At 45.3% G+C, this 26,573-nt stretch carries 22 protein-coding genes; 9 read left to right on the plus strand and 13 right to left on the minus strand.

Going from position 1 to position 26,573, the window contains the following annotated elements:
- Positions 1 to 88: 88 nt before the first annotated feature.
- The 4 genes from PLE7327_RS03475 to PLE7327_RS03490 all read right to left on the minus strand — a co-directional run bounded on the left by PLE7327_RS03475 (position 89) and on the right by PLE7327_RS03490 (position 6,719).
- Positions 89 to 1,753, minus strand: a complete 1,665-nt coding sequence (locus tag PLE7327_RS03475; protein ID WP_015142476.1) for a response regulator — start codon at positions 1,751 to 1,753, stop codon at positions 89 to 91.
- Between the two features lie 65 nt (positions 1,754 to 1,818).
- Positions 1,819 to 2,301 carry a response regulator gene (locus PLE7327_RS03480; protein ID WP_015142477.1) on the minus strand — a complete coding sequence of 161 codons (483 nt, stop codon included), beginning with the start codon at positions 2,299 to 2,301 and terminating at the stop codon, positions 1,819 to 1,821.
- Positions 2,302 to 2,311: 10 nt separating this feature from the next.
- Complete coding sequence (locus tag PLE7327_RS03485; protein ID WP_217523321.1) at positions 2,312 to 4,765, minus strand: PAS domain S-box protein; 2,454 nt, start codon at positions 4,763 to 4,765, stop codon at positions 2,312 to 2,314.
- Positions 4,766 to 5,240: 475 nt separating this feature from the next.
- The gene (locus PLE7327_RS03490) at positions 5,241 to 6,719 is read right to left on the minus strand and encodes a leucyl aminopeptidase (RefSeq protein ID WP_015142479.1); all 1,479 of its coding nucleotides are present in this window, start codon (positions 6,717 to 6,719) and stop codon (positions 5,241 to 5,243) included.
- A gap of 594 nt (positions 6,720 to 7,313) precedes the next feature.
- Here PLE7327_RS03490 and PLE7327_RS03495 point away from each other — a divergent pair.
- The gene (locus PLE7327_RS03495; RefSeq protein WP_015142480.1) at positions 7,314 to 7,772 is read left to right on the plus strand and encodes a hypothetical protein; all 459 of its coding nucleotides are present in this window, start codon (positions 7,314 to 7,316) and stop codon (positions 7,770 to 7,772) included.
- 249 nt (positions 7,773 to 8,021) lie between these two features.
- Here PLE7327_RS03495 and PLE7327_RS03505 read toward each other — a convergent pair whose 3' ends face one another.
- From PLE7327_RS03505 to gor, 3 genes are all read right to left on the minus strand, one after another.
- Complete coding sequence (locus PLE7327_RS03505; protein ID WP_015142481.1) at positions 8,022 to 8,876, minus strand: M48 family metallopeptidase; 855 nt, start codon at positions 8,874 to 8,876, stop codon at positions 8,022 to 8,024.
- 133 nt (positions 8,877 to 9,009) lie between these two features.
- Complete coding sequence (locus PLE7327_RS03510) at positions 9,010 to 9,303, minus strand: hypothetical protein (RefSeq protein WP_015142482.1); 294 nt, start codon at positions 9,301 to 9,303, stop codon at positions 9,010 to 9,012.
- A gap of 333 nt (positions 9,304 to 9,636) precedes the next feature.
- Positions 9,637 to 10,989: a glutathione-disulfide reductase gene (gene gor, locus PLE7327_RS03515; RefSeq protein ID WP_015142483.1), complete on the minus strand. Its 1,353-nt coding sequence runs from the start codon at positions 10,987 to 10,989 to the stop codon at positions 9,637 to 9,639.
- 210 nt (positions 10,990 to 11,199) lie between these two features.
- Here gor and PLE7327_RS03520 point away from each other — a divergent pair, with 210 nt between their 5' ends.
- The 5 genes from PLE7327_RS03520 to PLE7327_RS03540 all read left to right on the plus strand — a co-directional run bounded on the left by PLE7327_RS03520 (position 11,200) and on the right by PLE7327_RS03540 (position 17,938).
- The gene (locus PLE7327_RS03520) at positions 11,200 to 13,521 is read left to right on the plus strand and encodes a DUF3488 and DUF4129 domain-containing transglutaminase family protein (protein ID WP_015142484.1); all 2,322 of its coding nucleotides are present in this window, start codon (positions 11,200 to 11,202) and stop codon (positions 13,519 to 13,521) included.
- Positions 13,522 to 13,578: 57 nt separating this feature from the next.
- Positions 13,579 to 14,295 carry a deoxyribose-phosphate aldolase gene (gene deoC, locus PLE7327_RS03525; RefSeq protein WP_015142485.1) on the plus strand — a complete coding sequence of 239 codons (717 nt, stop codon included), beginning with the start codon at positions 13,579 to 13,581 and terminating at the stop codon, positions 14,293 to 14,295.
- A gap of 107 nt (positions 14,296 to 14,402) precedes the next feature.
- The gene (gene recO / locus PLE7327_RS03530) at positions 14,403 to 15,260 is read left to right on the plus strand and encodes a DNA repair protein RecO (protein WP_015142486.1); all 858 of its coding nucleotides are present in this window, start codon (positions 14,403 to 14,405) and stop codon (positions 15,258 to 15,260) included.
- A 107-nt stretch (positions 15,261 to 15,367) separates the two neighbouring features.
- Positions 15,368 to 16,720 (plus strand): MFS transporter, encoded by a 1,353-nt coding sequence (locus tag PLE7327_RS03535; RefSeq protein ID WP_015142487.1) that lies wholly within the window; start codon positions 15,368 to 15,370, stop codon positions 16,718 to 16,720.
- A 60-nt stretch (positions 16,721 to 16,780) separates the two neighbouring features.
- Positions 16,781 to 17,938 (plus strand): glycosyltransferase family 4 protein, encoded by a 1,158-nt coding sequence (locus tag PLE7327_RS03540; RefSeq protein WP_015142488.1) that lies wholly within the window; start codon positions 16,781 to 16,783, stop codon positions 17,936 to 17,938.
- 208 nt (positions 17,939 to 18,146) lie between these two features.
- On the opposite strand, the gene PLE7327_RS23110 is transcribed toward PLE7327_RS03540, so the two are convergent.
- A complete protein-coding gene (locus tag PLE7327_RS23110; protein ID WP_015142489.1) occupies positions 18,147 to 18,371 on the minus strand; it encodes a hypothetical protein in 225 nt (74 codons plus the stop codon).
- A 506-nt stretch (positions 18,372 to 18,877) separates the two neighbouring features.
- On the opposite strand from PLE7327_RS23110, the gene PLE7327_RS03550 reads away from it, so the two are divergent.
- The gene (locus PLE7327_RS03550; RefSeq protein WP_015142490.1) at positions 18,878 to 19,687 is read left to right on the plus strand and encodes a squalene/phytoene synthase family protein; all 810 of its coding nucleotides are present in this window, start codon (positions 18,878 to 18,880) and stop codon (positions 19,685 to 19,687) included.
- A gap of 60 nt (positions 19,688 to 19,747) precedes the next feature.
- On the opposite strand, the gene PLE7327_RS03555 is transcribed toward PLE7327_RS03550, so the two are convergent.
- The 3 genes from PLE7327_RS03555 to PLE7327_RS03565 all read right to left on the minus strand — a co-directional run bounded on the left by PLE7327_RS03555 (position 19,748) and on the right by PLE7327_RS03565 (position 22,631).
- A complete protein-coding gene (locus PLE7327_RS03555; RefSeq protein ID WP_015142491.1) occupies positions 19,748 to 20,323 on the minus strand; it encodes a hypothetical protein in 576 nt (191 codons plus the stop codon).
- Positions 20,324 to 20,429: 106 nt separating this feature from the next.
- Entirely contained in the window at positions 20,430 to 21,521 is a 1,092-nt protein-coding gene (locus PLE7327_RS03560; RefSeq protein ID WP_015142492.1) for an ABC transporter ATP-binding protein, read from the minus strand.
- A 27-nt stretch (positions 21,522 to 21,548) separates the two neighbouring features.
- Positions 21,549 to 22,631, minus strand: coding sequence for a PotD/PotF family extracellular solute-binding protein (locus PLE7327_RS03565; RefSeq protein WP_015142493.1), 1,083 nt, complete (start codon positions 22,629 to 22,631; stop codon positions 21,549 to 21,551).
- A 173-nt stretch (positions 22,632 to 22,804) separates the two neighbouring features.
- Here PLE7327_RS03565 and PLE7327_RS03570 point away from each other — a divergent pair, with 173 nt between their 5' ends.
- Positions 22,805 to 23,311: a dual specificity protein phosphatase family protein gene (locus tag PLE7327_RS03570; RefSeq protein ID WP_015142494.1), complete on the plus strand. Its 507-nt coding sequence runs from the start codon at positions 22,805 to 22,807 to the stop codon at positions 23,309 to 23,311.
- A gap of 51 nt (positions 23,312 to 23,362) precedes the next feature.
- Here the strand turns inward: PLE7327_RS03570 and lysS are convergent, their stop codons facing one another.
- On the minus strand, positions 23,363 to 25,081 hold the full coding sequence (lysS, locus tag PLE7327_RS03575) for a lysine--tRNA ligase (protein WP_041392734.1): 1,719 nt from the start codon (positions 25,079 to 25,081) through the stop codon (positions 23,363 to 23,365).
- A gap of 189 nt (positions 25,082 to 25,270) precedes the next feature.
- Here lysS and PLE7327_RS03580 point away from each other — a divergent pair, with 189 nt between their 5' ends.
- Complete coding sequence (locus PLE7327_RS03580) at positions 25,271 to 25,849, plus strand: GNAT family N-acetyltransferase (protein WP_015142496.1); 579 nt, start codon at positions 25,271 to 25,273, stop codon at positions 25,847 to 25,849.
- 78 nt (positions 25,850 to 25,927) lie between these two features.
- Here the strand turns inward: PLE7327_RS03580 and PLE7327_RS03585 are convergent, their stop codons facing one another.
- Positions 25,928 to 26,548 (minus strand): DUF938 domain-containing protein, encoded by a 621-nt coding sequence (locus PLE7327_RS03585; protein WP_015142497.1) that lies wholly within the window; start codon positions 26,546 to 26,548, stop codon positions 25,928 to 25,930.
- Positions 26,549 to 26,573: the final 25 nt, after the last annotated feature.

Raw genomic sequence — 26,573 nt, forward strand, 5'->3', positions numbered from 1 at the left:
AATTGTTATCTATATCAATTATCTAAATCCTGGCTACAAATCTCTCTACCTGTTCTCCTCTCCTAGTTTCCTAGTCTTCCCTTCCGTCCTAGCCGTCCAGAACTTTTTTTATGGCTACAATTAGATCGTGGGGAGCGACGGGTTTAGCTAGATGGAGTTGAAATCCAGCGGCGATCGCCTCATCGCGGTCTTGGTCTCTAGCATAGGCTGTTAGAGCGATCGCAGGGATTTGTCCTCCTTGTTCTGGGGGCAACAACCGGATTTTGCGAATTAAACTGTAACCATTTTCTTCTGGCATGCCGATATCGCTGAGTAAAACATCGGGGTGAAAAGAAGAAAAGACTTGCAAAGCGGATTGAACAGACGCGGCAACTGTAGCGATCGCGCCAGATTGTTCGAGCATGAAAGCGATAAACTCGCTGGAATCGCGATCGTCATCCACTACCAGGATGCGCAGATTAGTAAGAGGGCGTGAGGTTTCGGGGGTTGAAATGTCGGGTGTGCTATTTGGAGAGGTTTCTGCTCTTAACAAAGGCAATTCGATTCTGAAGGTTGCTCCTTTTTCTTCTCCTGGACTGCTTGCTGAAATGGTGCCGCCGTGTAACTCGACTAGATGACGAACGATCGCCAACCCTAAGCCCAATCCACCAAAACGACGAGTTGTCGAACCATCAGCTTGACGAAAGGAATCAAATATGTAGGGGAGAAAATCAGCAGAAATCCCTCTACCCGTGTCAGTGACGGTAATTTGGGCATAGGGTCTTGGATTTTGGATTTTCGATTTTGGATTTTCGATTTTGGATTGAGAAATCTCTTTTTCTCCTTGTCCCGGAGTTTCCTTGTCCTCCTTGTCCCCCCATCTCCCCGTCTCCAATCTCACTTCCACCCGTCCTCCATCTGGCGTAAATTTGATGGCATTGGTGAGGAGATTCCAGACAATTTGTTGGAGGCGACTGGGGTCGCCAAGTACGAGGAGTGGGGTAGGGTTTTCATCTTGTTTGTACTTAAAGCGCAGTTCGATCGCTTTAGCTTGGGCAGAAAGGCGCACGGTATCGATCGCGGCGGCAATAACGGCAGCAAGATTAGTAGGTCGCGATTCGAGGACGATTTTGCCTCGGATGATACGGGAGATATCGAGTAAATCTTCGATCAGTTGGGTTTGCAGTTTAGCGTTGCAAGCAATGGTATCTATCGCGCGATCGACATTGGCTGGATCGAGTTTTTGAGTTTGTAACAGCTGTGCCCAACCTAGAATAGCATTGAGGGGCGATCGCAACTCGTGAGATAAGACAGCGAGAAATTCATCTTTGACGCGATTGACCCGTTCTAATTCTTCTTTTTGCTGTCGCAATTCTGCCTCCGCCTGCCGACGGGCGCGGCGTTCTTCGGCTTCCCGCAAGGCGCGTTTGACTGAGGGAACGAGTCGTTCCAATCGTTGTTTGAGAACGTAATCGGTTGCCCCCCTCTTGAGGGTTTCGATCGCTACTTCCTCGCCCATGGTAGCGGTAACGAAGATAAAGGGGGTCTCCGGGCTAAGCTGTTGCGCGATTTCTAATGCCGAGATCCCATCGAAACTAGGCAAAGCGTAGTCCGACAGGATCGAGTCATAGCTCTGTTGTGCTAGTGCGGTTTCAAATTCAGTGCGAGTTTGTACCCGCACTAGCTCGCACGAAATTCCACCTTCAGTTAGTAGAGTGTGAATTAGCTCCATGTCTAATACACTATCTTCTAGTAACAAAAACCGGAGAGTCATAACAGTTCAAAATTCAAAGTTCAAAGTTCAAAATCGATTAACTGGTCGCGGACTCGGTCACTGTTTTAGTCTCCTCCATCTTGAATTGTTTGACTGACTCGAAACGGGGGCATCGAACCCGGCGGGGGTTCGTTAATGATTGCCCAAAACAATCCTAATCCTTTGATTGCATCGACAAATTCATGAAAGTCTATCGGTTTGACCACATAGGCATTCGTGCCCAACTCATAACAGCGAGTTAAATCCTCTTCCTCGCGCGAGGAAGTTAAGACAACGACGGGGACAGTCCGCAAGGCTTCATTTGTTTTAATATCTGTTAAGACTTCTATGCCGTCAACCTTTGGAAGCTTGAGATCGAGTAATACTACGACAGGATTTCCTTCTCTTCTTAGTCGATACAAACCTCGACGGTACAAATAATCGAGGGCTTCTTCACCATCTCGAACGACGACAACTTCGTTGCCTAAATTGTTTTCTGCTAGGGAAGTCAGGATGAGTTCAACATCTCGGATACTGTCTTCTACCAGGAGAATTCGTTTGAGTTCCATTTGTCGTACTCTATTCTCCACTCCTGATTTCTAACTCCTTGGGTAGCGCGAAATAAAACGTTGCTCCTTCATTGATGGCACCTTCAGCCCAAACTCGTCCGCCATGACGGTGAATAATGCGTTGGATGTTTGCCAATCCCACTCCCGTTCCCTCGTATTGAGGATCGCTGTGGAGACGTTGGAATACTCCAAACAGTTTGTGTACGTATTGCATATCAAAACCAATTCCATTGTCTTTTACGAAAAATATTACTTCTTGCTCAGTCAAATGACTGCCGACAGAAATCTCTGTCTGGGGAGAGAGTTTAGTATATTTAAGTGCATTTTCGAGTAGATTTTGCCAAACCAATCGCAGCATTGAAGGATCGGCTCGCACGGTCGGTAGTTCGTCAATGTGCAAATTAATCTCTCGATTTTTCATTTCCGAGCTGAGATCGCTGAGAACTTCTCGTACCAAGAAATTCATATCGATCGCCGCATAGCGCATCTCGGTTCGTCCCATGCGCGAGAAGGCGAGGAGATCGTCGATCAGTTCGCCCGCTTGTTTGGTAGTTTCCACGATGATATTCAAATAGCGTTGACTCGTCGCATCTATTTCAGTTTGCCGCAGACGTTTTTGCAGCAGATCGACGAATCCGGCAATATGGCGCAAGGGAGCGCGCAGATCGTGAGAAACCGAGTAGGAAAACGATTCGAGTTCTTTATTGGCAGCTTCTAATTGCGCAGTGCGCTGTTGAACCCGTTCTTCTAAAATGACGTTGAATTGCCGAATTTCTGTCTCAATTTGTTTGCGATTGGTGATGTCATGGGCAACAGTATAGAACAATCCTTCTTCAATAACCGGGAACGTGTTCCAAACCAGCCACTTGTAGGAACCATCCTTACAGCGATAGCGATTTTCAAAATTTAAGGCTGTGGCTCCAGTTGCCAGTTTTTGCGCTTCTGCTAGGGTACGATCGCGGTCGTCGGGGTGCACGAATTCGATGTAAGGCTGACTCATTAACTCCGTCGGCGTGTATCCCAGAATGCGCTCGCAGGCAGGATTGAGCCGCTTAAAGTAGCCATCTATACCAGCTACTCCCAGGATATCTAGCGACAGATTGAAGAAGCGATCGCGTTCTAATTCTGCCCGTTTGCGATCGCTGATATCTAAAATAAAAGCGATCGATTCTTCTCGTTCCTCTCCCAGTAAAACGTATCCAATTAACACCCAAACGCGACGACCATCTTTGCGAATGTATTCCTTTTCGTAGGGCGTACATAGTCCTCTCACTCGTGCTTCGGCAATGCCGATTTCATCCAACGGCAGATATTCCGGCGGCGTGATTTTATCCCAACGCAACCGTCCCGCTTCCATATCCTCGCGGGTATAGCCAACAATTTTCAAAAAGGCATTATTAGCTTGATGAATCCTGCCATAGATATCGCCAAACAACAGCCCAACCAAATCCGATTCGGCAAACAATTTCAAGCGTTCTTGGGATTGTCGCAGAGCAGCTTCTACCTGAGTGTGCTTGCGATCGATTCGATTTAATGCTATTGCAGTGCGCCAAATTAGTATGAAATAAATAATGCTCAACGACACGACTAGCAAGGTGAAACTGAAGGCAGGATGATAGGTGCCGAGTTTTTGCCCCTCTAAGATCGACCAGCCCAAGAGCAAAGGAGTGACAACGGCAGTAGGAATGAGCCTGCGGGCAACGATACCCCCATTCAAATCGCTCGTGAGCGGTTCCATCAAGCCGCGATCGGGTCGAACAAACAAAACTCCAAGACACAGTAGGATAAATGTGACAGCAGTGTGCCATGCCATCGAAGTTGAGCAGACAAAGAACCGATGAAAGGTACCTACGCCATAAGCATGACCTGCGAGAGCAAGAAAAGCGATCGCCGCCGCAACTGCTACCAGCAATTGAGCCAGTCCATCCCTGCGGTATATCTGGCGAGGCAGCAACCAAAGCGCCCCACCTATCAGGCAAAAACTCAATGCTGTATTGTCTCCCATGCGACCGGGATATTTAGTTTGGGAGAAAAAGGGCGAATCTCGCAACAGCAGTTTGTCAATTCCCAGATTCCAACCAAATAGGTATTGAGCGAGGGTAAGGAATCCGATTAGGAAAACTGCGATCGCACAGCCATCAGCAACAAGTCTTCCTATCCTTCTGTGCCTTTCCCTTCCCCCCATCTCTTTGTCTCTGTGTCTCCTTGTTCCTCCGTCTCCAAGTAAACGCCCTTCGCTTTTGACGGTTAATCCTAAGGAAATTCCTGCCAGGATAAACGCAACTGCGCTATTGACTTTCATCGTGGATCCCATGGCGACAAATCCACTTTTGAGCCAACCAAGGAGAACTAGACAACCGACAAGCAGGGTGATGAGGCTAGCTACCGAGGGAATTGCTCGCATGACTTGGGAGTTGCACAGCGATCGCATCTTTGTCGATTGAGAGTTGTTATAATAATTCAAAAAGAGATTTTCCGCAACAACCGAGCGATAAATTTAGAAAAGAAACTTGGGATCTAACTTAAGATAGCCGATCGATCGATGGAAACCTACTTTAGGTAGATGTTTATAGAACTAATAGCGTATTGACATCAGAGTGATTTCATTCTGACTCGATCGCACCTAGAAATAATACCAATTCGCAATTGGAATTTCCTGTCCGAGCGAAAAAGTCTTCTAAAGAAGACCCGATAGGAATTTCAGTCGATTTTAATCGAATTGAGCTTTGAGCCTAGAACCTTAGTTTTAGGCGTTGACTTCCTGCAATCAGATTTATCTGACTTTAGCTATAAGCCAAGAAATTTATTTCTTGGCTTATAGCTGGTGCTTATCCAATCGTATGAAAACTTTACCTTTACCTATGAGGCAGCGATTTGAATCGCTGACTTTTTGACATCGGAAGTGCTTGGGCAGGGGCAATGCCTGCCCAGATCGTCAATTAACTGTAACTCAGCACCCAATTAACCAGCGTCCGTACGGGAAAACCAGTCGCGCCTGCATTATTAACCCCATTTTCTTTATCGGCCCAAACCGGACCCGCAATATCTAAGTGTGCCCAGGGGGTTTCTTTGACGAACTGCTTGAGGAAGAGGGCAGCAGTAATCGACCCGCCAGCACAAGGTCCGGTGTTTTTCATGTCGGCAATCTGAGATTTGAGACCTTCAAAATACTTCTCTTCCATTGGCATTTGCCAGAACTTTTCTCCTGCTTTGTCGGAGGCTTCTTTGAGTTGATTGGCAAGGGTTTCGTCCGTACTCCACAACCCAGCAATATCATTGCCAAGGGCAACGACACAGGCACCCGTGAGAGTGGCGAGATCGACTATCGCGTCAACTCCCAGTTTTTCTGCAAATACTAATGCATCGGCTAGGGTCAACCGTCCTTCTGCGTCGGTATTATTGACTTCAATCGTCTTACCGTTAGAAGCCCTGAGAATATCGCCGGGATGCAGGGCGTGACCGCTAATCATATTTTCTGTCGCCGCACAGATGAAGTGAATCTCGACCTCTGGTTTTAGCTGCGCGATCGCTTTGGCTGTTCCTAGCGCTGCCGCACCGCCTCCCATGTCCATTTTCATGGTTTCGATGCCGCTACCCGCCCCTTTGATATTCAGTCCGCCAGAGTCAAAGGTCAGACTCTTCCCGACGATTGCTAGCTTGCGTTTGGGCGTACCTGCGGGTTTGTAGGTCAAGTGAATGAATTTAGGCGGCAAGTCCGATGCCATCGCTACGCCTAAAAAGGCTCCCATGCCCAGCTTTTCACAGTCTTCTTTTTCTAGGATTTCGACGGCTAAACCGCCCTCTGCTGCTATTTGCTCGGCAGTTTGAGCCATTGTAATCGCCGTGACCGAATTAGCGGGAGCGTTAACTAATTCTCGCGCTAATATAACCCCAGCACAGATGGCTTCGGCATGGGCAATTGCTTCATCTTGACTGCCTAACCCAATCAAATCGACGGTTTCTAGTTTGAGTCCTTTGTCTTCCACCTCCGACTTAAAGCGGGTATCCTGGTGTAGAGCTAAGAGCATGCCTTCTGCGATCGCCCCAGCAGTAGCGGCTGGATCGTTATCGACGACGGGCAAGCTAATTCCCAAGGTTTTGACCTTCTCTTTTTTGGCAATGCGCGCGATCGCTGCCCCAGCTAGGCGAACTGCATTCAGTTTTAAGTCCTCGGCTTTGCCCAATCCCACTAAAATAATTTTGCGGACAGGACTGTTACTGCCGACGCGCGTCACTGCCGTACTGCTGGATTTTCCTTCAAATTCCGTCTCAGCAATTAATTCTTGAATCGTCCCTGCCAGTTTCTCATCTAAGTGAGCTAATTCTCCAGTTAGTTCTATATTGCTCTCAAATAGACCAATTGCTAAAGCATCGCCAGTCCAATCTAATACTGGCGTATTTATCCCTCGAATTTGCATTCTTGTTTAATTGCTCTCATACGACTTCCGTCTGAAATTGTAGCTTACTGAAGGTTGAGGATGCGATTTCCTGAGTCGGTGCTTTACGGATCGTCTGGGTCAAAAACTGAGAGAAGCGTAAACCAATATTAATTAAAGAAGGCTTATTAACATTTCTTAGAGTCTAGATTGGCAATATATATTAATTTTTGTAAAAAATAATTGCAAAAGGTATCCATTTCTGGCTTGATGGTATACGAAGGGAAACCTCGTTAACCTGTGCTTTAACCAATAAATTTAATAAAAAATTATTGGAAAGCAAAAAGTTTTTTTACCTTCTATCTTGTTTTTGAGAGAGAAACCAGCAGATAATTTATAACTGCTAAAGTCGCTTTCTCGCTCGTCCAAAATATTCGAGTACAAAGAGACAGAATTAATTAAAATTAATTCTTGTCAGGGAATTACGGCATGTCTGCCCTTAGTTTCTCAGCTCTTCTTCAAGCGAATTTGTGTTCGATTTCTACTTCTATTTCATGTAAATTGATTTAGCAGGAACTAACAGGTTTCTCAAACGATTATTTGTACAGTTCACCTCATCAGACGGAGTTGTTGTCAATGTTTAAAAAGTTATTTGGCGGTAAAAAAGATGCTTATTTTCTTGAATTAGACGAAAACAAAAGTCAGCAGCCTGCAAAGGATAAAACAGAAGCACCAGCCAAGCCAGTAGAAGAGAAAAAAGCCGAATCTAGCCAAGCTAGTGAGGTCAAGTCACCAAAAGCCGCACCTGTCGAAGCGAAAAAGACGAAGAAAACCTCAGTCAAGAACAATGGACAAAATGCTAAGGCTGCGCCAGAACCAACCCCTAAAGCTTCTGCGCCTGCGGCATCCGACCCAGAAGCCATAATTAGAGCGGCAGTCTTTAAAAAAGATAGCAACGGCAAAGTTGGTACTCAAACCGTTCAATTTGCCGATAAATATCTAATGATGCCTACCATGTCGCGACGAAAACCGGGCCCGAGTTTAGATATGTTTAAGAACATGGCACGTCAGGTCAAGGTTCCCAAGAAAGGATAAGTTTGACTAAGGCGATTGGCGATCGCTGGGAAGCTAATCATCAAGATAATTCGCAATAAACAGTTCGCATCGAGGCTCCTCGCGCTGCGAAGGGGCGGCTTGCGCAGCGTGCGCGTCGGGGAGCAATTAACCCCATGCAGTTGCGGCAGGGGCTTGCCATCATGAAAAAATCTTTTGCTCAAAACCGGAATTAACAATTGCCAATTGACAAATTGACAATTGTTTTGGTCAATATTATCGCCCTACCAGTTACAGAGCAGCGCGAATTCGGTTTCTGTAGGCTTGATTATCTAATCCATCGCCTGCATTTGCTTTCTTAGAATCGATTGACTGCTCTAAGGCAACGATTCGATCTAAGACGTTTGGATGAGTACTGAGAAAAGTTGGGACAGAGTCACTCTGAGCCAAAAGTTTTTTCATAAAACTCACCATGGCTGAGGGAGCGTAACCTGCTTTTTCTAGATTAGCTAGTCCCAGTTTATCGGCTTCAAATTCATCTTCGCGGCTGTTGGGGAGGCTAATTGCCAATTGTACGCCTAGATTGACCAGAGTCTCTTGTTCGAGTCCGGCTGCCGAAAGCAATCCTTGAGAGATTGCCGCATCTCGCATTTGGTCGATCGCATGACGAGCAGCGATATGACCGATTTCGTGAGCGAGGACGCTAGCTAACTCTGCTTCGTTATCTGCTTTCTGCATCAAACCACTGTTGATATAAACATAACCTCCCGCGGTGGCAAAGGCATTGATTTGTTTGTCATTGACGATCTGAAATTTATAGGGAATGTTAGGTCGCTCGCTCGCTGGCACGAGTCTTTGTCCGATTTGATTCAAATAGCTGTTGAGAGAGCGATTTCTCAAAATCCGAATTTTTTTTGTTTGGGTTAGTTCGCGATCGATTTGTTTGCCCAGTTCGATTTCTTGTTCGTCTGAAATGCTGGACAGTTGGATAACTTGAACTCCCCTAATTAAGATATCTAGCCAAGAGCCTCCGTAGCTTGGTTTAGGAGTGCTTACGATTAAAGTGCCAGCGATCGCAAGCGACAAAATTATATAAATCCATCCTTGGCGAAAACGACCAAAAAAGCGATCGAGTTGATTTAACATGGTCAACTAGGCGAAACTGTAGTGAGGAGATCGTTTTGATAAGCGCCATCCGATTCTTTTAAACGGCAGAGCTTGTCTAATTCCTAGTTTAGCTAGATTGACCGGGAAAAATAGGAGCGATCGCGCAACTGCCTTATTGGCTGCGCAAATCTTGATAGAGGTAAAAGTTGTATAGATCGAACAAACACCCTACCATACCGCAGCTAAAGCCGATAGCAAGAATTCCTTGAAGGGGATACCCGCCGCCAAAAATTGCCAGAAATTCCCAAATTTGACTGGAACCGATGCGTCCGAAAGCAGTTAATCCCGGCACGTGAGCGATCGCGAACGCAGCAGCTAGTAGCGTACCGATTGCCATAATTGGCATGATAAAGCTTAAAAAGGTGGTTAGCAGTAGAGAACGGATTAAATTGGACACTAGACTCATCTCCAAGCTAGTAAAGAGTTGCCGAGCAAGAGCAGAGCGAGGTCTTTGTTCTTGCTCCTTTTTTACAATAGGTGCATTTACTTTGTCCAGACAGAAATGTCAAAAATCTTAAATCTTTATTAAAAAACTTGGTAAAAGGCAGCTTATCGTTATGAAAAAGATAGGGAATTGTAGCATTTCGTGAAGCAGTGTTATCCCAATTCGCAATTGGGAGAATAAAACCGTCTTGGTTATAGGAAACTGCAATATTTTTTTGATAAAGAAATGCGATCGCGTTTCCGAACAGCTTTTGCGAATTGCGAATTGTAAATTGCGAATTGGTTTGACTGGTTTTTACCGCATGGTGACAAATTCTTCGGCAGCGGTGGGGTGAATGGCAACTGTAGCATCGAAATCAGATTTTTTCGCGCCCATTTTTACTGCGATCGCAACTCCCTGGATAATCTCGGCAGCATTGTCGCCAACCATGTGCGCTCCCAAGACTCTATCTGTATTGCGATCAACCACCAATTTCATCATTGTTTTTTCATCTTTGCCAGTCAGGGTGTAATAAGTGGGACGAAACTTAGCGCGATAGATTTTAATAGCATCATTGCCGTATTTTTCCCTAGCTTCTGCCTCGGTTAATCCTACGGTTGCTGCTTCTGGGGTGCTAAAGACTGCCGAGGGAATATTCTCATAACTCATCACGCGAGATTTGCCGCCAAAGTGGGTATCAGCAAAGGCGCGACCTTCATTGATGGCAACGGGAGTCAGATTGATGCGATCGGTGCAATCGCCTACAGCATAAATATGTTCGCAAGAAGTCTGACTGTATTGATTAACCGCGATCGCGCCGTTACTCACTTCTACGCCAGCATTTTCTAAACCCAGCTTTGCCAAATTGGGTTTGCGTCCCGTTGCCGCCAAACTCACGGCATCAGCAACGACAATTTCAGAGGCATTGTCGTTTTCCATGTGTATTTTCAATCCTTCGGAGGTCTTTTCTATTGCCGTCGGCGTACTATTGGTCACGATGCGGATGCCATGCTTCTCCATCGCCTCCTGAACGCAAGACCGAAGATCTTCATCGAATCCCCGCAAAATCTTCTCTCTGCGAATAATCTGCGTCACCTCGGAACCCAACCCGTTCATGATGCAAGCGAATTCCACGCCAATATAGCCACCGCCAATAATGACAATGCGTTTGGGTTGTTCTTTGAGGTGAAACATATCGTCCGAGACGATCGTATGTTCGCTCCCTGGAATATCAGGTCTGACGGGATGACCGCCGACGGCAATTAAGATCTTATCTGCCGTTATCTTTGTATCTCCAATTTCGAGCGTGTGAGGGTCGAGAAAGCGAGCATATCCTCTAAACAGTTTCACCTTGGCATTGTCTAGCATTCTTTGATAAACCCCGTTGAGGCGGTCTAATTCCTGGTTGACGGCGGTTATCATCTTTGTCCAGTCGAGGGTACTATGCACCGGACTCCACCCATATCCTTCCGCGTCTTGAAAATAATCAGGGAAATGGGATGCGTACACCATTAGCTTTTTGGGGATGCAACCTCGATTGACGCACGTCCCTCCCAAGCGATCGAATTCTGCGATACCAACCTTGGCACCGTATTCTGCGGCGCGTCTGGCAGCAGCAATTCCTCCAGAACCCCCGCCGATCGCAAATAGATCGAAATCATAACTCATAATTCAATCGACTCCCTCGCTCGGTCTTTTCTAGTCTACTTTGTTAGTCTCTATCCCCTACCAGACAAAATTCTCGATTCTCAAACTTGAATATTGAGCAAATCAAATACGTGATTTACAAGGAAAATATTTGCTGAGGAATAAATAGCAAAAATACTTCACAATTTAAATTAAACACATTTTGGCTTCTCCTGCTTTGTTTCTCAAGCTATGGTTAATAGATCGCTACGACAGCTACCGTTTTTTCAGCAAATCCGGCAGCGACTGGAAGACATGCCGCCACCCAAGACAGAAGAATCGATTCTGCTGCGGGTTTTGGTACAAGCTTTAGTCATTGTTGGAATTATTGCTACCGACATAGCTGCTGAAACTCAAATGAGTTGGTGGGCAGTGCCTTTGAGTATTGTAGGGGCAACCTGGAGTTGGTATCGACGACGGAAGCGCAATATTACCGCTAAATTTTTAATTGCCATCGGAATGATGGTGGTGTTAGTCGTTTTTTTGGGAAATTTGGTCGTCAATTTAAGCGACAGTCGCATCTCCCTGGCAGAATTACTCGTTCAACTCCAAGTTTTGCACAGCTTCGATCTGCCTCGGCGCAAGGACTTGGGCTACTCCATGGTTATCGGCTTAATTTTGTTAGGGGTAGCAGGAACGGTATCTCAAACTTTGGCGTTTGCCCCTTGGCTAATCGTTTTTCTGGCGATCGCTCTCCCTACTCTAATCCTAGACTATCGCTCCCGTCTCGGTCTTGAGAAGATTAAGCTTACTTTTCCTCCGTCCTCTCATTTCTCTCCCCTTTCTCCTCAACACCTTTTCCTTTTTCTAGTCATCATTATCGCGGTAGGACTAGCGATCTTTGCCCTCATGCCTCGCTTTCCTGGCTATCAGCTACAAACCTTTCCCGTCAGCAGTCCAGTGGATATGCAAGATCGAAGTTTTGATAGCGAAAACCGCGATATTGTCAATCCCGGTTACGTGAGAGAAGGGAAAGCGAGAGAAACTGGCGCAGGAGGAGGCACAACCCAACAACAAGGCGCGGGTGAAATCGATCGCAAGTATTATTATGGCTTTAACAGCCAAATGAACCAAAATCTGCGCGGAGAAATGGAACCCGAAATTGTCATGCGGGTTCGTTCCCAAGCGCCCGGATTTTGGCGGGTCATGTCCTTCGATCGCTATACGGGACAGGGATGGGAAGTCTCCCGACAAGACCAACTCCAAGACATTTGGCGTTCTCGCTGGTCCTATCGATTTTTTATTTCGCCTCCGCCAACTCGCGGCAGGACAAAACAGGTGATTCAGAGTTATACGATGGTTTCTGATTTGCCCAATATCATTCCCGCGCTATCGTATCCAAAATATGTCTTCTTTCCAACAAAAGAAATTGCCATCGATCCCGAAGGAAGCTTGCGATCGCCAGCTGGATTGATGGAGGGAGCAACCTATACCGTAATCTCTCAAGTGCCCTACCGTGATCGTACTCTTTTGGGTCGTGCTTCAGATAACTATCCCAAAAAGATTAAAGATTACTATCTACAAATTCCATCCGAAATTAAAGACAAAATACGACAAAAAGCCGAAGAACTCTTGGCGAAATCGCCTAACTCCCTGACTTCTGCCTACGAAAAATCTCTCTTTTTGGCACAGGCAATCAAGCAAAACTATCAAATTCAACCAGAACTACCATTTTTGGCAGAAAAAGAAGATTTAATCACAGCCTTTCTTTTTCGCTATCAAGGTGGCTATCCCGACCACTTTTCTACGGTTTTAACGGTGATGCTGCGTTCTCTAGGCATTCCGGCAAGATTAACGGTAGGGTTTGCACCCGGACAGTTCAATCCGTTTACGGGATACTATATCGTTCGCAATACCGATGCCTATGCCCTAACGGAAGTTTATTTTCCCAATTACGGCTGGTTCGCCTTCGATCCGATTCCGGGGCACGAATTGATTCCTCCATCCTTTGAAGAAGACCAAACCTTCAGCGTTCTCAAACAGTTGTGGAACTGGGTAGCCGGTTGGTTGCCCTCTCCAATCGTCAGTTTTATTAGTATTCTGTGGGGCGAAATTCTTCGGGGATTCTTGAGAATTCTAGGCGGGTTGTGGCGCTTCATTTCTGGCAGTCTCATCGGCGTGCTGGTGGGAATAATTGCAGCGATCGCGTTAGGATTCTTGGGATGGCTTGGCTTTAACCAAGTAAGGCGTTGGGGGTATCGCCGTCACCTCGCCAAGTTACCGCCAATGGAGAGGCTGTATCGGCAAATGCTGGAGGAGTTAAAGGCAAAAGGCTACCCCAAGCATCCCGCCCAAACTCCTTTGGAATATGCACGCGCGATCGAGCAGAACTACTCTTCTGCTGCGGCTGAAATTATTGAGGAAATCTCACAAGCTTACGTGCGCTGGCGTTATGGCGAACAAGGACAAAATCTCGATTATCTTCGCCAGCAAATCAACGCATTGATTCGGAGTTTGAGAAGAATTACTCGAATTGAAAAGTTAGAAGAAGGACAAATGACTAATGACCAATGACTAAAGCTATGTAAATTCTGCAACAATTGAACAGGGAGTCCTTTAGGAGGAGCGAAGATGACTGTAGCGGGTTCGGAAATTGATATTGCCAACTATATCGACCATGCATTGCTCAACCCTACAGCTACCCCCGAACAAGTAGAACAGTGCTGTGCCGAAGCGGATCGCTTCCACTTTCCGGCAGTGTGCGTGTATCCGACTGCCGTGAAACAAGCAGCCGAACTGCTGCATGGAAAACGAACGCAAATCTGCACCGTCATCGGGTTTCCTACCGGGGCGACCACCTCAGCCGTTAAACTTTACGAAGCGCAAGAAGCTGTCGAGAATGGCGCAACCGAACTCGATGTCGTTATTAATTTAGGCTGGTTAAAAGCGGGGCGATCGGAAGAAATCTATCGTGAAATCGCCTCTATCTGCGAGGAAACTGGAAAAACGGTTAAAGCTATCTTAGAAACAGCTCTTCTCACCGAGACAGAAAAACGGCTAGCTGCCGAAATTTGTATGGATGCTGGAGTAGGATATTTAAAGACGAATACGGGTTGGTTTGGTGGGGCTACCGTCGCTGACGTTCGTTTCCTCCAAAATATTACTAAAGGACAGATAGGAATCAAAGCCTCTGGGGGAATTCGCACTCTCGAACAAGCTTTAGAATTAATAGCTGCTGGGGCAACTCGGCTGGGAACCTCTCGCGGAGTCGATCTCGTTCGACAGCAAGAAGAAGGAGGCGTTTTAAGGACAGAGAGCAGAGGACGGAGGACCGAGGAGAGGGAGTAGGGGGAGACGGGGGTGTGGGGAGTGTGGGAGGTGTGGGGAGACAATTAACGACTAACCACTCACTACTAACTAATCCCCAATAACCAATAACCAATGACCAATGACCAATGACTCGAACTTATCAAGCCACCGGAATTATTCTCAAAGGGATGCCGCTAGGGGAAGCCGATCGCCTCTTGACGATTCTTTCGCCAGAATTCGGCTTAATTAGGGCTGTTGCACCGGGGGCAAGGAAGCATAAATCGAAGCTGCGGGGCAGAAGTGAGTTGTTTGTCGTCAATCAATTATTAATTGCCAAAGGGCGATCGCTCGATAAAATTACCCAAGCAGAAACCCTAGAATCCTATCCGCGCTTGAGTCGCGATCTGGGCAAACTCACTGCCAGTCAGTACATAGCCGAATTAGTACTCTGTCTTGCCCTCAGCGAGCAACCCCAAGCAGAACTCTACGAATTGCTCAACGAACATTTGCGCCGCATCGAACAATTTGCCAATTCTAGCAACCTCGTCGCTCATCTAGCTCAAGCCGTTTTTCACCTGTTGGCGATCGCGGGAATTGCCCCGGAAGTCCATCGCTGCTGCCTGACCCAAAAATCTCTGATTCCTCAGTTTAGCGACCCGCGTTGGCGAGTAGGATTTAGTTTTGAAAGCGGCGGACTGGTTAATTTATCCGTTCGGGGAGCTATCGCTCGAACTGCAACTCAAACTCTAACCGATGCCTCTGAGGCTTTTCTGCCCAAGGTCAATGCGAAGCTGGGTGCCTTAGAACTAAGTATACTGCAACATTTGGGAGTTAAATCCTTGCCAGAACCGTCTCAAATTCTGGCGGCAGAATCTCTGAAGCTACCGCTAGATGTAGCTTGGGTGAAGGTAGAGCACCTTTTAAGGGATTACGCTCAGTATCATTTCGGTCGTTCTTTTCGCTCTGCTAGCCTAGTCGATGCTTTATCTCCCTTAGAATTTTAACTATTCGCTTAAAATCTTTTTAGTAAAGATCTTTATCGAGAATACAAGTCTCCGAATCGAACCAGAACGAAACTCCCTCTGACAACCCTCGCCCGTCGTCTATATCTATGGATCGCCGACCACTCTATTCATCGCGTCAACCTTCCAGTCAGGGGTTTGCCCCCGTGCTGAGAAATCCCCGCTTTTTGACTCTCTGGGGAGGTCAAATCTTTTCTCAGCTTGCCGATAAGTTTTATCTGGTGTTGATGATTGCTTTCATTGACAGTCACTTTAAAGCAGTCGGTCAACCAATTAGCGGTTGGGTATCGGCAATTATGATCGCCAATACTATTCCTGCCGTGTTGTTTGGTTCTCTAGCGGGGGTTTATGTAGATAGATGGTTTAAAAAAGGGGTGCTGGTCGTTTCTAACCTGATGCGCGGTTTTCTGGTCTTAATCGTGCCGACTCTATTGTGGTTTTCTCAGGACATAAAAACCTGGATGGATTTGCCAGTCGGATTTTTAATTTTGTTGGCCGTTACTTTCTTGGTTTCTACCTTAACTCAGTTTTTTGCGCCAGCAGAACAGGCTACCCTAGCATTAGTTGTCAGGAATCGCCACCTATTGGCGGCAAATTCCCTCAATACCACGACGACAATGGCAGTCTTGATCGTGGGGTTTGCGATCGGAGAGCCTTTGTTAGCGATCGCCGATCGCCTTTTGGGAACGTCGGCGGCATCCTGGAATTTTGGTAAAGTTTTGGTCGTAGGCGGCGCATATATCGTTGCCGGATTAATCTTACTCTTTTTGAGAACTGGAGAAAAATCGGAACATTTCCGCCCGGAACCTCCCCACATTTTTGACGATATTTTAGATGGCGTGCGCTATCTACAAGAAAATCATCGCGTTCGCAATGCTTTAATGCAGTTAGTCATTCTCTTTTCCGTGTTTGCTGCTTTGTCCGTTTTGGCAGTACGGATGGCAGAAATCATTCCGGCAATGAAAGCCGACCAATTCGGTTTTTTACTGGCGGCTGGCGGCGTCGGACTGGCAATCAATGCCGCTATCTTGGCTTATTGGGGTCAACGATTTGCCAACGCTCAATTGAGCCTTTGGGGGTCGATGGGAATGGCTGCCTCTTTAATCGGTTTGTCCGTCGCAACGAAAAGCCTTTGGCTAGCGCTAGCGATGACAACTTTGTTGGGAGCTTTTGCCGCTTTGGTGGGAGTGCCGATGCAAACGACACTGTTGGCAGAAACGCCCCCCGATATGCGAGGCAAGGTTTTTGGCTTAGAAAACAATGCGGTCAATATTGCTCTATCATTACCGTTGGCTGTGGCAGGGGTAGCAGAGACGTTTTTGGGTTTGCAACCCGTTCTCTTGGCTTTAGCAGCCCTGACTGGGGCTGGAGGAATCTTGAGTTGGTATGTTGCTCGTCTGGAATCTGTAAAGTCATCTAAAGTTGACAGATGGGGAGGTTAGTTGTCAGATATTCTTAATCTTCGTTAAGGTGTCTAATTTCTTCCTAAGATTGTCAACTGAATGCATATTGCTTGGCTGGGAAAAAAATCTCCCTTTTGCGGAAACGTTACCTATGGTAGAGAAGTTACCAATGCTCTGCTCGATCGCGGCTATCAAGTCAGTTTTCTTCATTTTGCTCAAGAAGAATCGGAATCTAGCGACCAAGGCTGGCCCGCTTGCCCCGAAGTCGTTCTTCCCTTTTTCTACAAGTCTCAGGTTTATACGATTCCGACTCCAAAATCGAGTAAAGTTTTAACGCAAGCGCTTGCGAAACTCAAACCCGACATAGTACACGCTTCTCTAACGCTTTCTCCTTTGGATTTTCGGCTGCCGGAAATTTGCGAAGAACTGAATTTGCCTTTGATTGCGACTTTTCATCCTCCCTTCGATAGCAAGCTTCGCAACCTCAAATCCAGCACTCAGTTTTTGACCTATCAGCTTTACGCGCCTTTTCTTGCCAATTATGACAAAACGATAGTTTTTTCGCGCTTGCAACAACATTTACTCGTTAAATTAGGCGTGCCACGGACAAAGTTGGCAGTGATTCCCAACGGCGTTGACGTGCAGAAATACTTGCCGGGAGTCTCCGATCTCAAGTCTCGCTTCGATGCCAAACGCCTATTTGTCTATTTGGGTCGCATTTCTACAGAAAAGAACGTAGAAGCCCTCTTAAAGGCTTGGAAGCACTCGAATATGAATCGAGATAGCAAATTACTTATCGTTGGGGATGGACCGCTTACAGCCGCTTTAAGACCCTTCTACAATGAAGAATGCGGCATTATCTGGCTTGGATTCGTCGCTGAAGAATATCGACGCATCGAAATTTTGCGGGCGGCGGACGTATTTATTCTTCCCTCACTGGTGGAGGGATTGTCTCTCTCTCTGTTGGAGGCGATGGCTTGTGGGATTGCTTGTATTGCTACCGATGCCGGTGCGGATGGGGAAGTCCTAGAAGATGGTGCAGGGATCATTATCAAGACTCAGGGGGTTACGACTCAATTAAAAACCCTGCTTCCACTCTTTCAAGATCATCCAGAAATTACTAAGCTACTGGGGAAAAAAGCCAGAGAGCGAGTTTTGGAACGCTATACTCTTTGTCACAATATCACCAAGCTGGAAAAACTTTATGCTGATGTGCTCAACGATAGACAATCTCGTTTACTCGACAAGTTAACTTAATTTGATAGCAAATAAGGACGCGGCATCAACTCCTGTGTCTTTTTCGCGTTTGCTTTTCTCTACCAAAAAGCCCTTTTTAGCTGCTAAAGCTGCGTTTGAGGAAAAAATAAAAAAACTATCGGTTCGTTTGTAGCGCTGCGTTGTCTGTCGTCTTGTCCTGAAAACTGGCGCGATCGCCGCTTTTTTGCTCGAAATTCTCTATTTATAACTAATTAATCGATTTTTCGGTTGACCAGTTGTTCATCCTGTCGATCGCTAGAGGAATGGCTACAATTGCCAGCTTAAGCGCCCAGGGAGCAAGCAAGAGCGTTAAAAAGGAGAAGATTACAGCCGTACACCCCATGGCTGCCTTGAAAACTTCCTCTCTAGTGTTGAAACTCACAAAAGCCGCAATCGAGGCGATAGCCAGAGTAATTAGTGAAAGCACAAGCATTGCCGTGTTCCTTTTGACGCATATATCAAGTGCATTTCTTCGCTTTAAATCTCGCTTTTTCTACCTCGCATTTCGATGCTTGCCGATAGCTATAGCGATAATTTTTTAAGCCCATTCTATAACTATACATAATTTTTTCCCTAAGTGTCAATCTTCGCTCGACAAATTTTGACTAATACAATTCTCAGCGAAATTTTCCTTGACATAAAACTTTTTTGTGATAAATCTCAAGAGTGATAGATCGATAACGAAATTCCTACAACGCGCTTTTAACCAAGATAGCCACTGGCAGGCGATCGCAATAGTTGAGCTAAAAAATCAAAAAGGAGTTAGGTAGGTTATAGAAAAAGTTGGCTGAAACAGTGTATCATTTGATGCTACAAATTAGCCATAAAAAAAATCAAGTTTACCTATCACCCTCTTAAGATGTAAAAATTTAGCATAGTCTGAGTCCATCGCATCGCAAATGTATACCCAAGCAAAAGTGGGCGTGAGGAGATAACTGAATGAATTTACGCGATAATGCTCTAGAAGTTCTCAAACAAACGAGTAGAACATTTTATATCCCTATTAGCCTTCTGCCGTCAAAACTCCAGGAAGCAGTAGCATCAGCTTATCTGTGCATGCGTGCCATCGATGAAATAGAAGATTGCCCAGAGCTAGATAATTTTACCAAAGCCAAGCTGTTGCGCGGAATTAGCCTCAACTTGCAAGCTGGTACCGATAGTAGCGCGATCGAGTATTTTTCGGCTGGGTTAGCTGACTACATTCTCCTGCCGGAGGTGACTCTTCGCATTGGAGAATGGGCATTACTCGCACCTAAAACCATCGCGCCGCGCATTTGGGATGCGACGGCAGCCATGGCAGATCGAATGGCATATTGGGCTGAGAATAACTGGGAAATTCATACAGAATCGGATTTAGATCGCTATACCTTTAGCGTAGCTGGGGCAGTTGGTTTGCTGTTGTCGGACTTGTGGGCGTGGTACGATGGAACTCGCAGCGATCGCACCTGTGCGATCGGTTTTGGTCGAGGCCTACAAGCAGTTAACATTATCCGCAACCGCAGCGAGGATCTCAGTCGAGACGTAAATTTCTTTCCCGACGGTTGGCGCGACGAAGAGATGCACGCCTATGCGCATCGCAACTTGAAGCTGGCAGAAGGATACACAAATGCTCTTCCTCCCGGTCCGGCACTCGACTTCTGTAAAATTCCCCTGGCATTAGCTTATGGCACCTTAGAGGTTTTAGCCCTGGGAAAAGATAAATTAAGTCGCAGCGATGTCTTGACGCTTGTCGAACGGGCAACGCATTGATAAAAAATATGAATTCTGAATTATGAATGATTGAAAATTCAGAATTCATAATATAATTTATTATTGGTTAGTCTGTTGTAATTCGGTGAGAACTTCCTGAGCGATCTTCATGGTGAGACGGACTTTTTCAATCTCGGATAGTTCGTCCCAAGGCGCAACTTTAACGCCATTGTCGCCGCGCATGGCATAGACTAAAGGACGAGCAAAAACTTGTAAATCTTCTTCTCCCCAGTTCGATAGTAGGGGGTTGACGCACGCCACCAAGCGCTCGATGGGAGAAAGATTTTCAGAAATAATGCGAGTGGCTTGTTCGGCGATCGCATCTATCCAATCAGAGGGAACGAGATTACCGAACCTTTGCAGGATCGATTGCTTAGCTTGAAAAATTTCTGCCGATTCCCAACACTGATGCAGACAATTATAAAACTTTTCTGCTTGGGGGGCGATTTCTTCTGAATCCAGGGAGTCTAGGAGAGAAAAATTTTGTTCTAATCTTTCAAAGTAAGCTTCGGTTTCGGGTTCAGCTGGATTCCAAAGATAGCAAGCTTCATCTTGTAGCAGCACTTCTAGAAATTCTCTGGCACAGCGGTCGAGAGAATCTTCGGATTTAATATGGCGTATCGGTTGGTTAGTCATGATGGAACGAATCCTTCAATTTTAACGATCTAGTAGCAGCTTGGCAGAAGTAACTACACGGTTATTGGCTTCGATTCCGAACTAAAGAAGTAATGATTTGTTGGAACTAGAGAATCAGACGCATATTTTCTGGAGAGATATTAATTTGAACTTTTTCTCCGGGTTGATAAAAATGGATGCGACTGCGATGCAAATTTTGTTGGCGAATAGTAATGACAGTTTGTTCGGTCAAGCGAACCAAATAGCGCGTATCCGTTCCAATATAAACCGCTTCTTCTACTTTTGCCAGCCAACCGGATCGATCGCCTTCTTGAGGGGAAGAAATTGTGATTTTTTCGGGACGAATGACGATCGTAGCTATCTGTCCTACTGAGAGGCGATCGCGATAGGATACTTTTATCGGTAGGGTTTCATCGACTAGGACAATGGCTTGCTCGCCCTGTTGTTCTATAATTTTTCCCGTCAACAGATTCGTTTCTCCAATAAAATCAGCGACGAAGCGGGAATTGGGTTCTTCGTAGATTTCGATTGGCTCTCCTACTTGTAAAATTTTACCTTCTGACATCACCGCCATGCGATCGGACATGGTTAAGGCTTCTTCTTGGTCGTGGGTGACATAGATAAAAGTAATACCCACCTGCTGCTGCAAGTGCTTTAATTCTATCTGCATTTCTTTACGCAGCTTTAAATCCAAAGCGCCTAGTGGTTCGTCTAGTAGCAATACCTTCGGTTGCTTGACAAGCGCTCTCGCTAGCGCTACTCGTTGCTGCTGTCCTCCCGATAGTTGGCGAGGATAGCGTTTTTCTAGTCCATTCAACTTGACCATTTCCAACGCCTCTGCCACTCGGCTGCGAATTTGAGCGCGAGGCAATTTTTCCATCTCTAGTCCAAAGGCAACGTTTTGGGTAACGGTTAAATGGGGAAAAAGGGCATAATTCTGAAAGACCGTATTGACGGGACGGTGGAAGGGAGGCAGTTGCTCCATCGGTTTGCCGTATATATAAATGTCTCCCGACGTAGGTAGCTCAAACCCGGCTAGCATTCGCAAAGTTGTCGTTTTACCGCATCCAGAAGGTCCCAAAAGCGAGAAAAATTCCCCTTGAGCGATTTGCAAATTTAGTCGGTCTACCGCCAAAAATTCCTTGTGTCGAGAACTTGTAAAAGACTTGGAAACTTCTACTAACTCAACTGCTTGCATTCCCACCCCCTATTTGAAATCTAAAATTTACCCGCCAATTTCGGCTTTAATTTCCGTCCAGGCTTGGTCGTATAGTTGATTAGCTTCGCCAACATCTTTAATAAAAGTCATTTTGTCAAATGTCTCAGCTGATGGGTAAATCCCTGGATTCTTCAAATCTTCTTTGTTAATTAAACCTTTTTCTAATGCCATTTTGTTGGGCGTAGCATATTTGATAAAATTAGAAATCTTAGCACCTACTTCGGGTTCGAGGAGAAAGTTGATGAATTTCTCGGCTAATTCTTTGTGAGGAGCGCCCTTAGCAATGCTCATATTATCTATCCAAATGACCGCTCCTTCTTTAGGGATTGCATAACGGATATTCAGGTTTTCTTCCATAATCTGGAAGATATCGCCGCTCCACTCGACGGCAATATCAACTTCCCCCTGGTCGAGGAGCATTTGACCCGTATCTGGTGCAAAAGCGGCAATGTTATCTTTATGTTGAATCAGAAAATCTTTAGCTTTGTTTATCTCGTCGGGATTAGTCGTATTGGCATCGTAACCTAGGTAGATTAAGATTGCGCCCATCATCGTTCGCAATTCATCCATCAACGCGACTTTTGCTTTATATTTAGGGTCAAAAACCATTGCCCAGCTATCGATCTCGCCGCCAGTTTTTTGAATGTTGTATCCGAATCCCATTGTTCCCCATTGGTAGGGAAGACTATATTTATTCTCTGGATCGAAGGGTGCTTTAAGAAACTTCGGATCGAGATTTTTAAGATTGGGGATATTGGCTAGGTTGAGTTCCTCGACTAAATTTTCTTTCCCCATAATCGTTACCATGTAATCGCTGGGAAAAATCACATCATAGCCAGGATTTCCTGGTTTTAGCTTGGCATAGAGATCGTCCATGCTTTCGTAGGTGTCATATTTGACTTTGGCGCTATATTTTTGCTCAAATTCTTTAATCATTGCCGGATCTATATAGGCTGAAAAATTGTAGACGCTGAGAACGTTTTCTTGGCTGTTATTTTCCCTTCTAAAGTTAGATTGATTGGCCGCACAACCAAAGGGTAAAGTTACGCCAACAATAAAGAGAAGCAGAAAGACAAATATCTTTTTCATTTATTCGTAGTTGTAAATATTATCGATTGACATGATAAAGCAAAAAGAGCTACGGCGATCGCGATCGCCTCTCAATGTCAGCAGAATTAAACTTGTTGCTAATATTAAGGAATATTACAGTATAGTGTCAGGAACGCTTAGGAATTGAGGCTGCGTCGCTTTGATAATTTATAATGCATAAAAAAACGTATAAATTCGCTTCTGCTAGAGAGAACGAGCTAATCGTATTTTGGGCGTCAAAACCGGGAAATTCTGATAAAGAAGTAAGCGATTGGATCGCGTTTATAAAGCGTCAAGGCATCAAGCGAGTTTGTTGTTTGCTTGCCGATAGTCAACTCAATCGTTACTCAGATCTTTTGGGAAAGTATAAACAAGAATTTGGTAGCCATTGTGTTTGCTGGACTCCAATTGAAGATTTTCATCTGTGCGACCTAGAAACGCTGACTCAGAAAATACTGCCGTTTCTAGCACAAGCAGACAAAAAGGGCGAGAAAGTTGTCGTCCACTGTTCTGGCGGCATTGGACGAACGGGGCACTTGTTAGCCGCATGGTTGGTAAGTTTTCAGGGATTATCAAATCAAGAAGCGATCGCAGCCGTTACACAAGGAAAAAATCCTTTCAAAGTTGTCAAGGCTCTTAATGAACTTCTTAATAATTGTCGTTTAGCTTTTGGAGGTTAGTTTGTAGTAACGCTTTATTTAGCGCTACAATCAACAATTGATATCGCCCACTTATAGCTCGCGATCGAAGCCAAATTTATCTCGAATTTGAGCATTAAAATACTGACCCTTTGAAGGAGCATTTTGCAACTCCTTATAGATTGATTCGGGAACGTCGTGATATTTGTAGATGCTGCCGCTAGCAAATTCAACTTTCAGAATTTTCTGTTTTGAATCGTAGTCGAAGGATTTAATAACGGCACTGTGAGTTTTGAGTAGCGGGAAGGCGATTACGTCGCGAATGCTAGCAGAATCGGTTAATAACATTACCAGGCGATCGATTCCAATTCCTAAGCCGCCAGTAGGAGGCATTCCATATTCTAATGCAGCTAGGAAATCTTCATCGACACCGTGCGCTTCTAGATCGCCTGCTGCTTTTTGGGCTGCTTGGGCTTCCAATCTTTCTCGTTGATCGATAGGATCGGTTAACTCAGAAAAACTATTAGCCGTTTCCCGTCCGACAATAAACAATTCAAACCGTTCCACCAATCCAGGTTTAGAACGATGAGGTTTGGCTAGCGGTGAAATTTCAACTGGATAATCGACAACAAAAGTTGGTTGAATTAAGCTTTCTTCTACCTTTTGTTCAAAAGCTTCGTTGAGAAGTTTTCCGATAGAATCGCAATCTTCTGGAATTTCAATGCCTGCTTTTTTCGCTGCTGTTTTTGCCTCATCCAATGTTTTAAATGATGCGAAATCCACCCCCGTTTTTTCCTGCACTAACTCGTGCATAGTTACTCGCCGCCAGGGAGTCGTCAGGTCAATTTCTTGTCCTTGATAATTAATTTTTAAAGTGCCTAAAACTTCTTGGGCTACATTAGTAATAATATTCTCCGTCAGCACCATCATATTATTGTAGTCAGCATACGCCTGATAAACCTCAATCATTGTAAATTCAGGATTGTGCTTGGTAGAAACCCCTTCATTGCGGAAAATGCGTCCGAGTTCAAATACTTTTTCAAATCCGCCGACAATCAATCGCTTCAGATGTAATTCCGTCGCGATGCGGAGATATAAATCCATGTCTAGGGTATTGTGATAGGTAATAAACGGACGTGCTTCCGCACCGCCTGCTTCGCTTTGTAGCACGGGAGTTTCTATTTCCAAAAAACCTTGTTGTTCCAAATAGCGACGCATCGAAGCAGTAATTTGAGCGCGACGGCGAAAGGTTTGTCTAACTTCAGGATTGACGATGAGATCGACATAACGCTGGCGATAGCGCTTTTCTGTATCAGTCAATCCATGCCATTTATCTGGCAAAGGTAACAAGGATTTCGTCAGAATTGTATATTCGCTGACATAAACAGAAAGTTCGCCTTTTTCTGTCCGTTTAATCGTTCCTTTTGTTCCTAAAATATCTCCGGTATCTGTTAGTTTTATCAGGGTATTAAAGGCATTAGGAATCTCTGCCATTGTTTCCTGAATTCTTTTTTTATCCAAATAAAGTTGAATAGTTCCGGTCTCATCTTGAAGATTAAAAAACGCAATTTTTCCCATGATCCGACGAGCCATAATTCGACCGGCGACAGAGACTTCTACTCCAACTTCTTCTCCATTAGTAAGGTCTGCATATTTATCCTGTAATTCTGCTGCGCGATGAGTCGTTTCCCATTTATAAGCATAGGGATTCAATCCCAATTTTTTTAGTTGTTCGACTTTCTCAAGACGTGTGGCGCGAATTTCATCTAGGGTAGAATGTTGCTGTGATTCTTGGGATCGATCTGAACTCATGGCCATCAATAGTTAACAAACTTTATTGGGAATAGATTTAACAGTTTTTTGCCTTTTTTCGGAGCAAAATGGATAATCTAATTATAGTCGGTTTTTGCTCCTATCGACTAAAATGCTCTGTCATTATACAACTTCTTCTAGATAAGATCTTCTAGATAATAATTGTTCCTTTAATTTTTTTTATTTTTTATGAACGCCGATTCCGAGACCAATTCCAACTTAACATCGAATTCGTCTTGCATTATCGAAGTGCGCGATATGACGATTGACGATATCGCGCCCGTCTTTCATCTCGGAGAAAGTTTGTTCACTAGCGAACTATATCCCTATCTCTATCGCACTTGGGATGAGTGGGAAGTAATTGGACCCTACAATACCGACCCTGAATACTGTTTAGTCGCGAAGGTAGACGGGCAGTTGGCAGGTTTCATCTTGGGAACAATTATCAGCAAAGCAGCCTGGACTTACGGTTATATTATTTGGTTGGGAGTGGACAAGAATTTCCAGCGTCGGGGAGTTGCTGACAAGCTGGTGGATAAATTGATAGAACGCATGATTGAAGATGGCGTTCGCTATATGCTAGCCGATACCGATCCTAAAAATGTTTCTGCGGTTAAGTTTTTTGCCCGAAAAGGGTTTGGCAATGCTCGCAAGCATATTTTTATGTCGATGAATTTAAGCAAACATGAATACTATGGCAGATTAATTGCTTACGAGCGCGATAAAGCCGAACGTTCTGGATTCCGAACCCCTCGCCGTCACCTTTGATGGGGGACGGGGAGACAAGGGGACCGGGAGACATACTTCCGAGTTCCGAATTCTTAAAGATTTCCGACTTCTCACCATTCACCTTTGAAACACTACAGATAGGTTATTAGCTGGCATTGGAATGACTTCTAATAAATTTAAGTCTTCGGCATTAGCTGCTTTGACGACATCTTCTAGGTTGCGGACTCCCCATTCTGGATTTTGAGCGCGTAACGATTCGTCGAAGGCGAGATTGCTAGAGGATGTGTATTCTCCGTCTTGCTTGAAAGGTCCATACAAGTAGAGAATGCCGCCGGGAGACAGCAAGCGATTTGCCCCCGCCATCAGTCCCAAACAAGCCGACCAAGGAGATATGTGAATCATGTTAATGTTAACGATCGCGTTTACAGGAATTCCTGTCTCTTCAATCGACCAAAGGGAATCCCGCGCGTCTATCTGGTATGGTGGATGTAAATTATCCGATGGATTGCGATCGCGCCAAGCATTGATACTTGAGAGCAAAAGCGGATTGGGGTCAGAGGGAATCCATTGGCGAGGTCCGAGGCGCGGTGCGAAGAAGACAGCATGTTCTCCCGTTCCGCTAGCAATTTCTAAGATATTGCCGCTAGGAGGCAGTACTCGCAATAAGACTTCTAGAATAGGTTCTCGGTTGCGTTGCGTGGCAGGTGCATACTGTCGTGCATCTGTCGGTGTATTCATAGGGCGCTACTTTAGTCTGGATTAA

The organism is Pleurocapsa sp. PCC 7327 (assembly GCF_000317025.1).
Classification (GTDB): Bacteria; Cyanobacteriota; Cyanobacteriia; order Cyanobacteriales; family Microcystaceae; genus Hydrococcus.

Excerpts from the sequence above, each read along its gene's own strand:
- PLE7327_RS03560 (WP_015142492.1), bottom strand. The coding sequence starts at position 21,521 with ATGCAAGCAGTTGAGTTAGTAGAAGTTTCCAAGTCTTTTACAAGTTCT.
- deoC (WP_015142485.1), top strand. The coding sequence starts at position 13,579 with ATGACTGTAGCGGGTTCGGAAATTGATATTGCCAACTATATCGACCAT.
- PLE7327_RS03495 (WP_015142480.1), top strand. The coding sequence starts at position 7,314 with ATGTTTAAAAAGTTATTTGGCGGTAAAAAAGATGCTTATTTTCTTGAA.
- PLE7327_RS03505 (WP_015142481.1), bottom strand. The coding sequence starts at position 8,876 with ATGTTAAATCAACTCGATCGCTTTTTTGGTCGTTTTCGCCAAGGATGG.
- PLE7327_RS03555 (WP_015142491.1), bottom strand. The coding sequence starts at position 20,323 with ATGACTAACCAACCGATACGCCATATTAAATCCGAAGATTCTCTCGAC.
- PLE7327_RS03510 (WP_015142482.1), bottom strand. The coding sequence starts at position 9,303 with ATGAGTCTAGTGTCCAATTTAATCCGTTCTCTACTGCTAACCACCTTT.
- PLE7327_RS03540 (WP_015142488.1), top strand. The coding sequence starts at position 16,781 with ATGCATATTGCTTGGCTGGGAAAAAAATCTCCCTTTTGCGGAAACGTT.
- PLE7327_RS03480 (WP_015142477.1), bottom strand. The coding sequence starts at position 2,301 with ATGGAACTCAAACGAATTCTCCTGGTAGAAGACAGTATCCGAGATGTT.
- PLE7327_RS03570 (WP_015142494.1), top strand. The coding sequence starts at position 22,805 with ATGCATAAAAAAACGTATAAATTCGCTTCTGCTAGAGAGAACGAGCTA.
- PLE7327_RS03520 (WP_015142484.1), top strand. The coding sequence starts at position 11,200 with ATGGTTAATAGATCGCTACGACAGCTACCGTTTTTTCAGCAAATCCGG.
- PLE7327_RS03475 (WP_015142476.1), bottom strand. The coding sequence starts at position 1,753 with ATGACTCTCCGGTTTTTGTTACTAGAAGATAGTGTATTAGACATGGAG.
- PLE7327_RS03585 (WP_015142497.1), bottom strand. The coding sequence starts at position 26,548 with ATGAATACACCGACAGATGCACGACAGTATGCACCTGCCACGCAACGC.
- PLE7327_RS03490 (WP_015142479.1), bottom strand. The coding sequence starts at position 6,719 with ATGCAAATTCGAGGGATAAATACGCCAGTATTAGATTGGACTGGCGAT.
- PLE7327_RS03580 (WP_015142496.1), top strand. The coding sequence starts at position 25,271 with ATGAACGCCGATTCCGAGACCAATTCCAACTTAACATCGAATTCGTCT.
- PLE7327_RS03565 (WP_015142493.1), bottom strand. The coding sequence starts at position 22,631 with ATGAAAAAGATATTTGTCTTTCTGCTTCTCTTTATTGTTGGCGTAACT.
- PLE7327_RS03535 (WP_015142487.1), top strand. The coding sequence starts at position 15,368 with ATGGATCGCCGACCACTCTATTCATCGCGTCAACCTTCCAGTCAGGGG.
- gor (WP_015142483.1), bottom strand. The coding sequence starts at position 10,989 with ATGAGTTATGATTTCGATCTATTTGCGATCGGCGGGGGTTCTGGAGGA.
- PLE7327_RS23110 (WP_015142489.1), bottom strand. The coding sequence starts at position 18,371 with ATGCTTGTGCTTTCACTAATTACTCTGGCTATCGCCTCGATTGCGGCT.
- PLE7327_RS03550 (WP_015142490.1), top strand. The coding sequence starts at position 18,878 with ATGAATTTACGCGATAATGCTCTAGAAGTTCTCAAACAAACGAGTAGA.
- lysS (WP_041392734.1), bottom strand. The coding sequence starts at position 25,081 with ATGAGTTCAGATCGATCCCAAGAATCACAGCAACATTCTACCCTAGAT.
- recO (WP_015142486.1), top strand. The coding sequence starts at position 14,403 with ATGACTCGAACTTATCAAGCCACCGGAATTATTCTCAAAGGGATGCCG.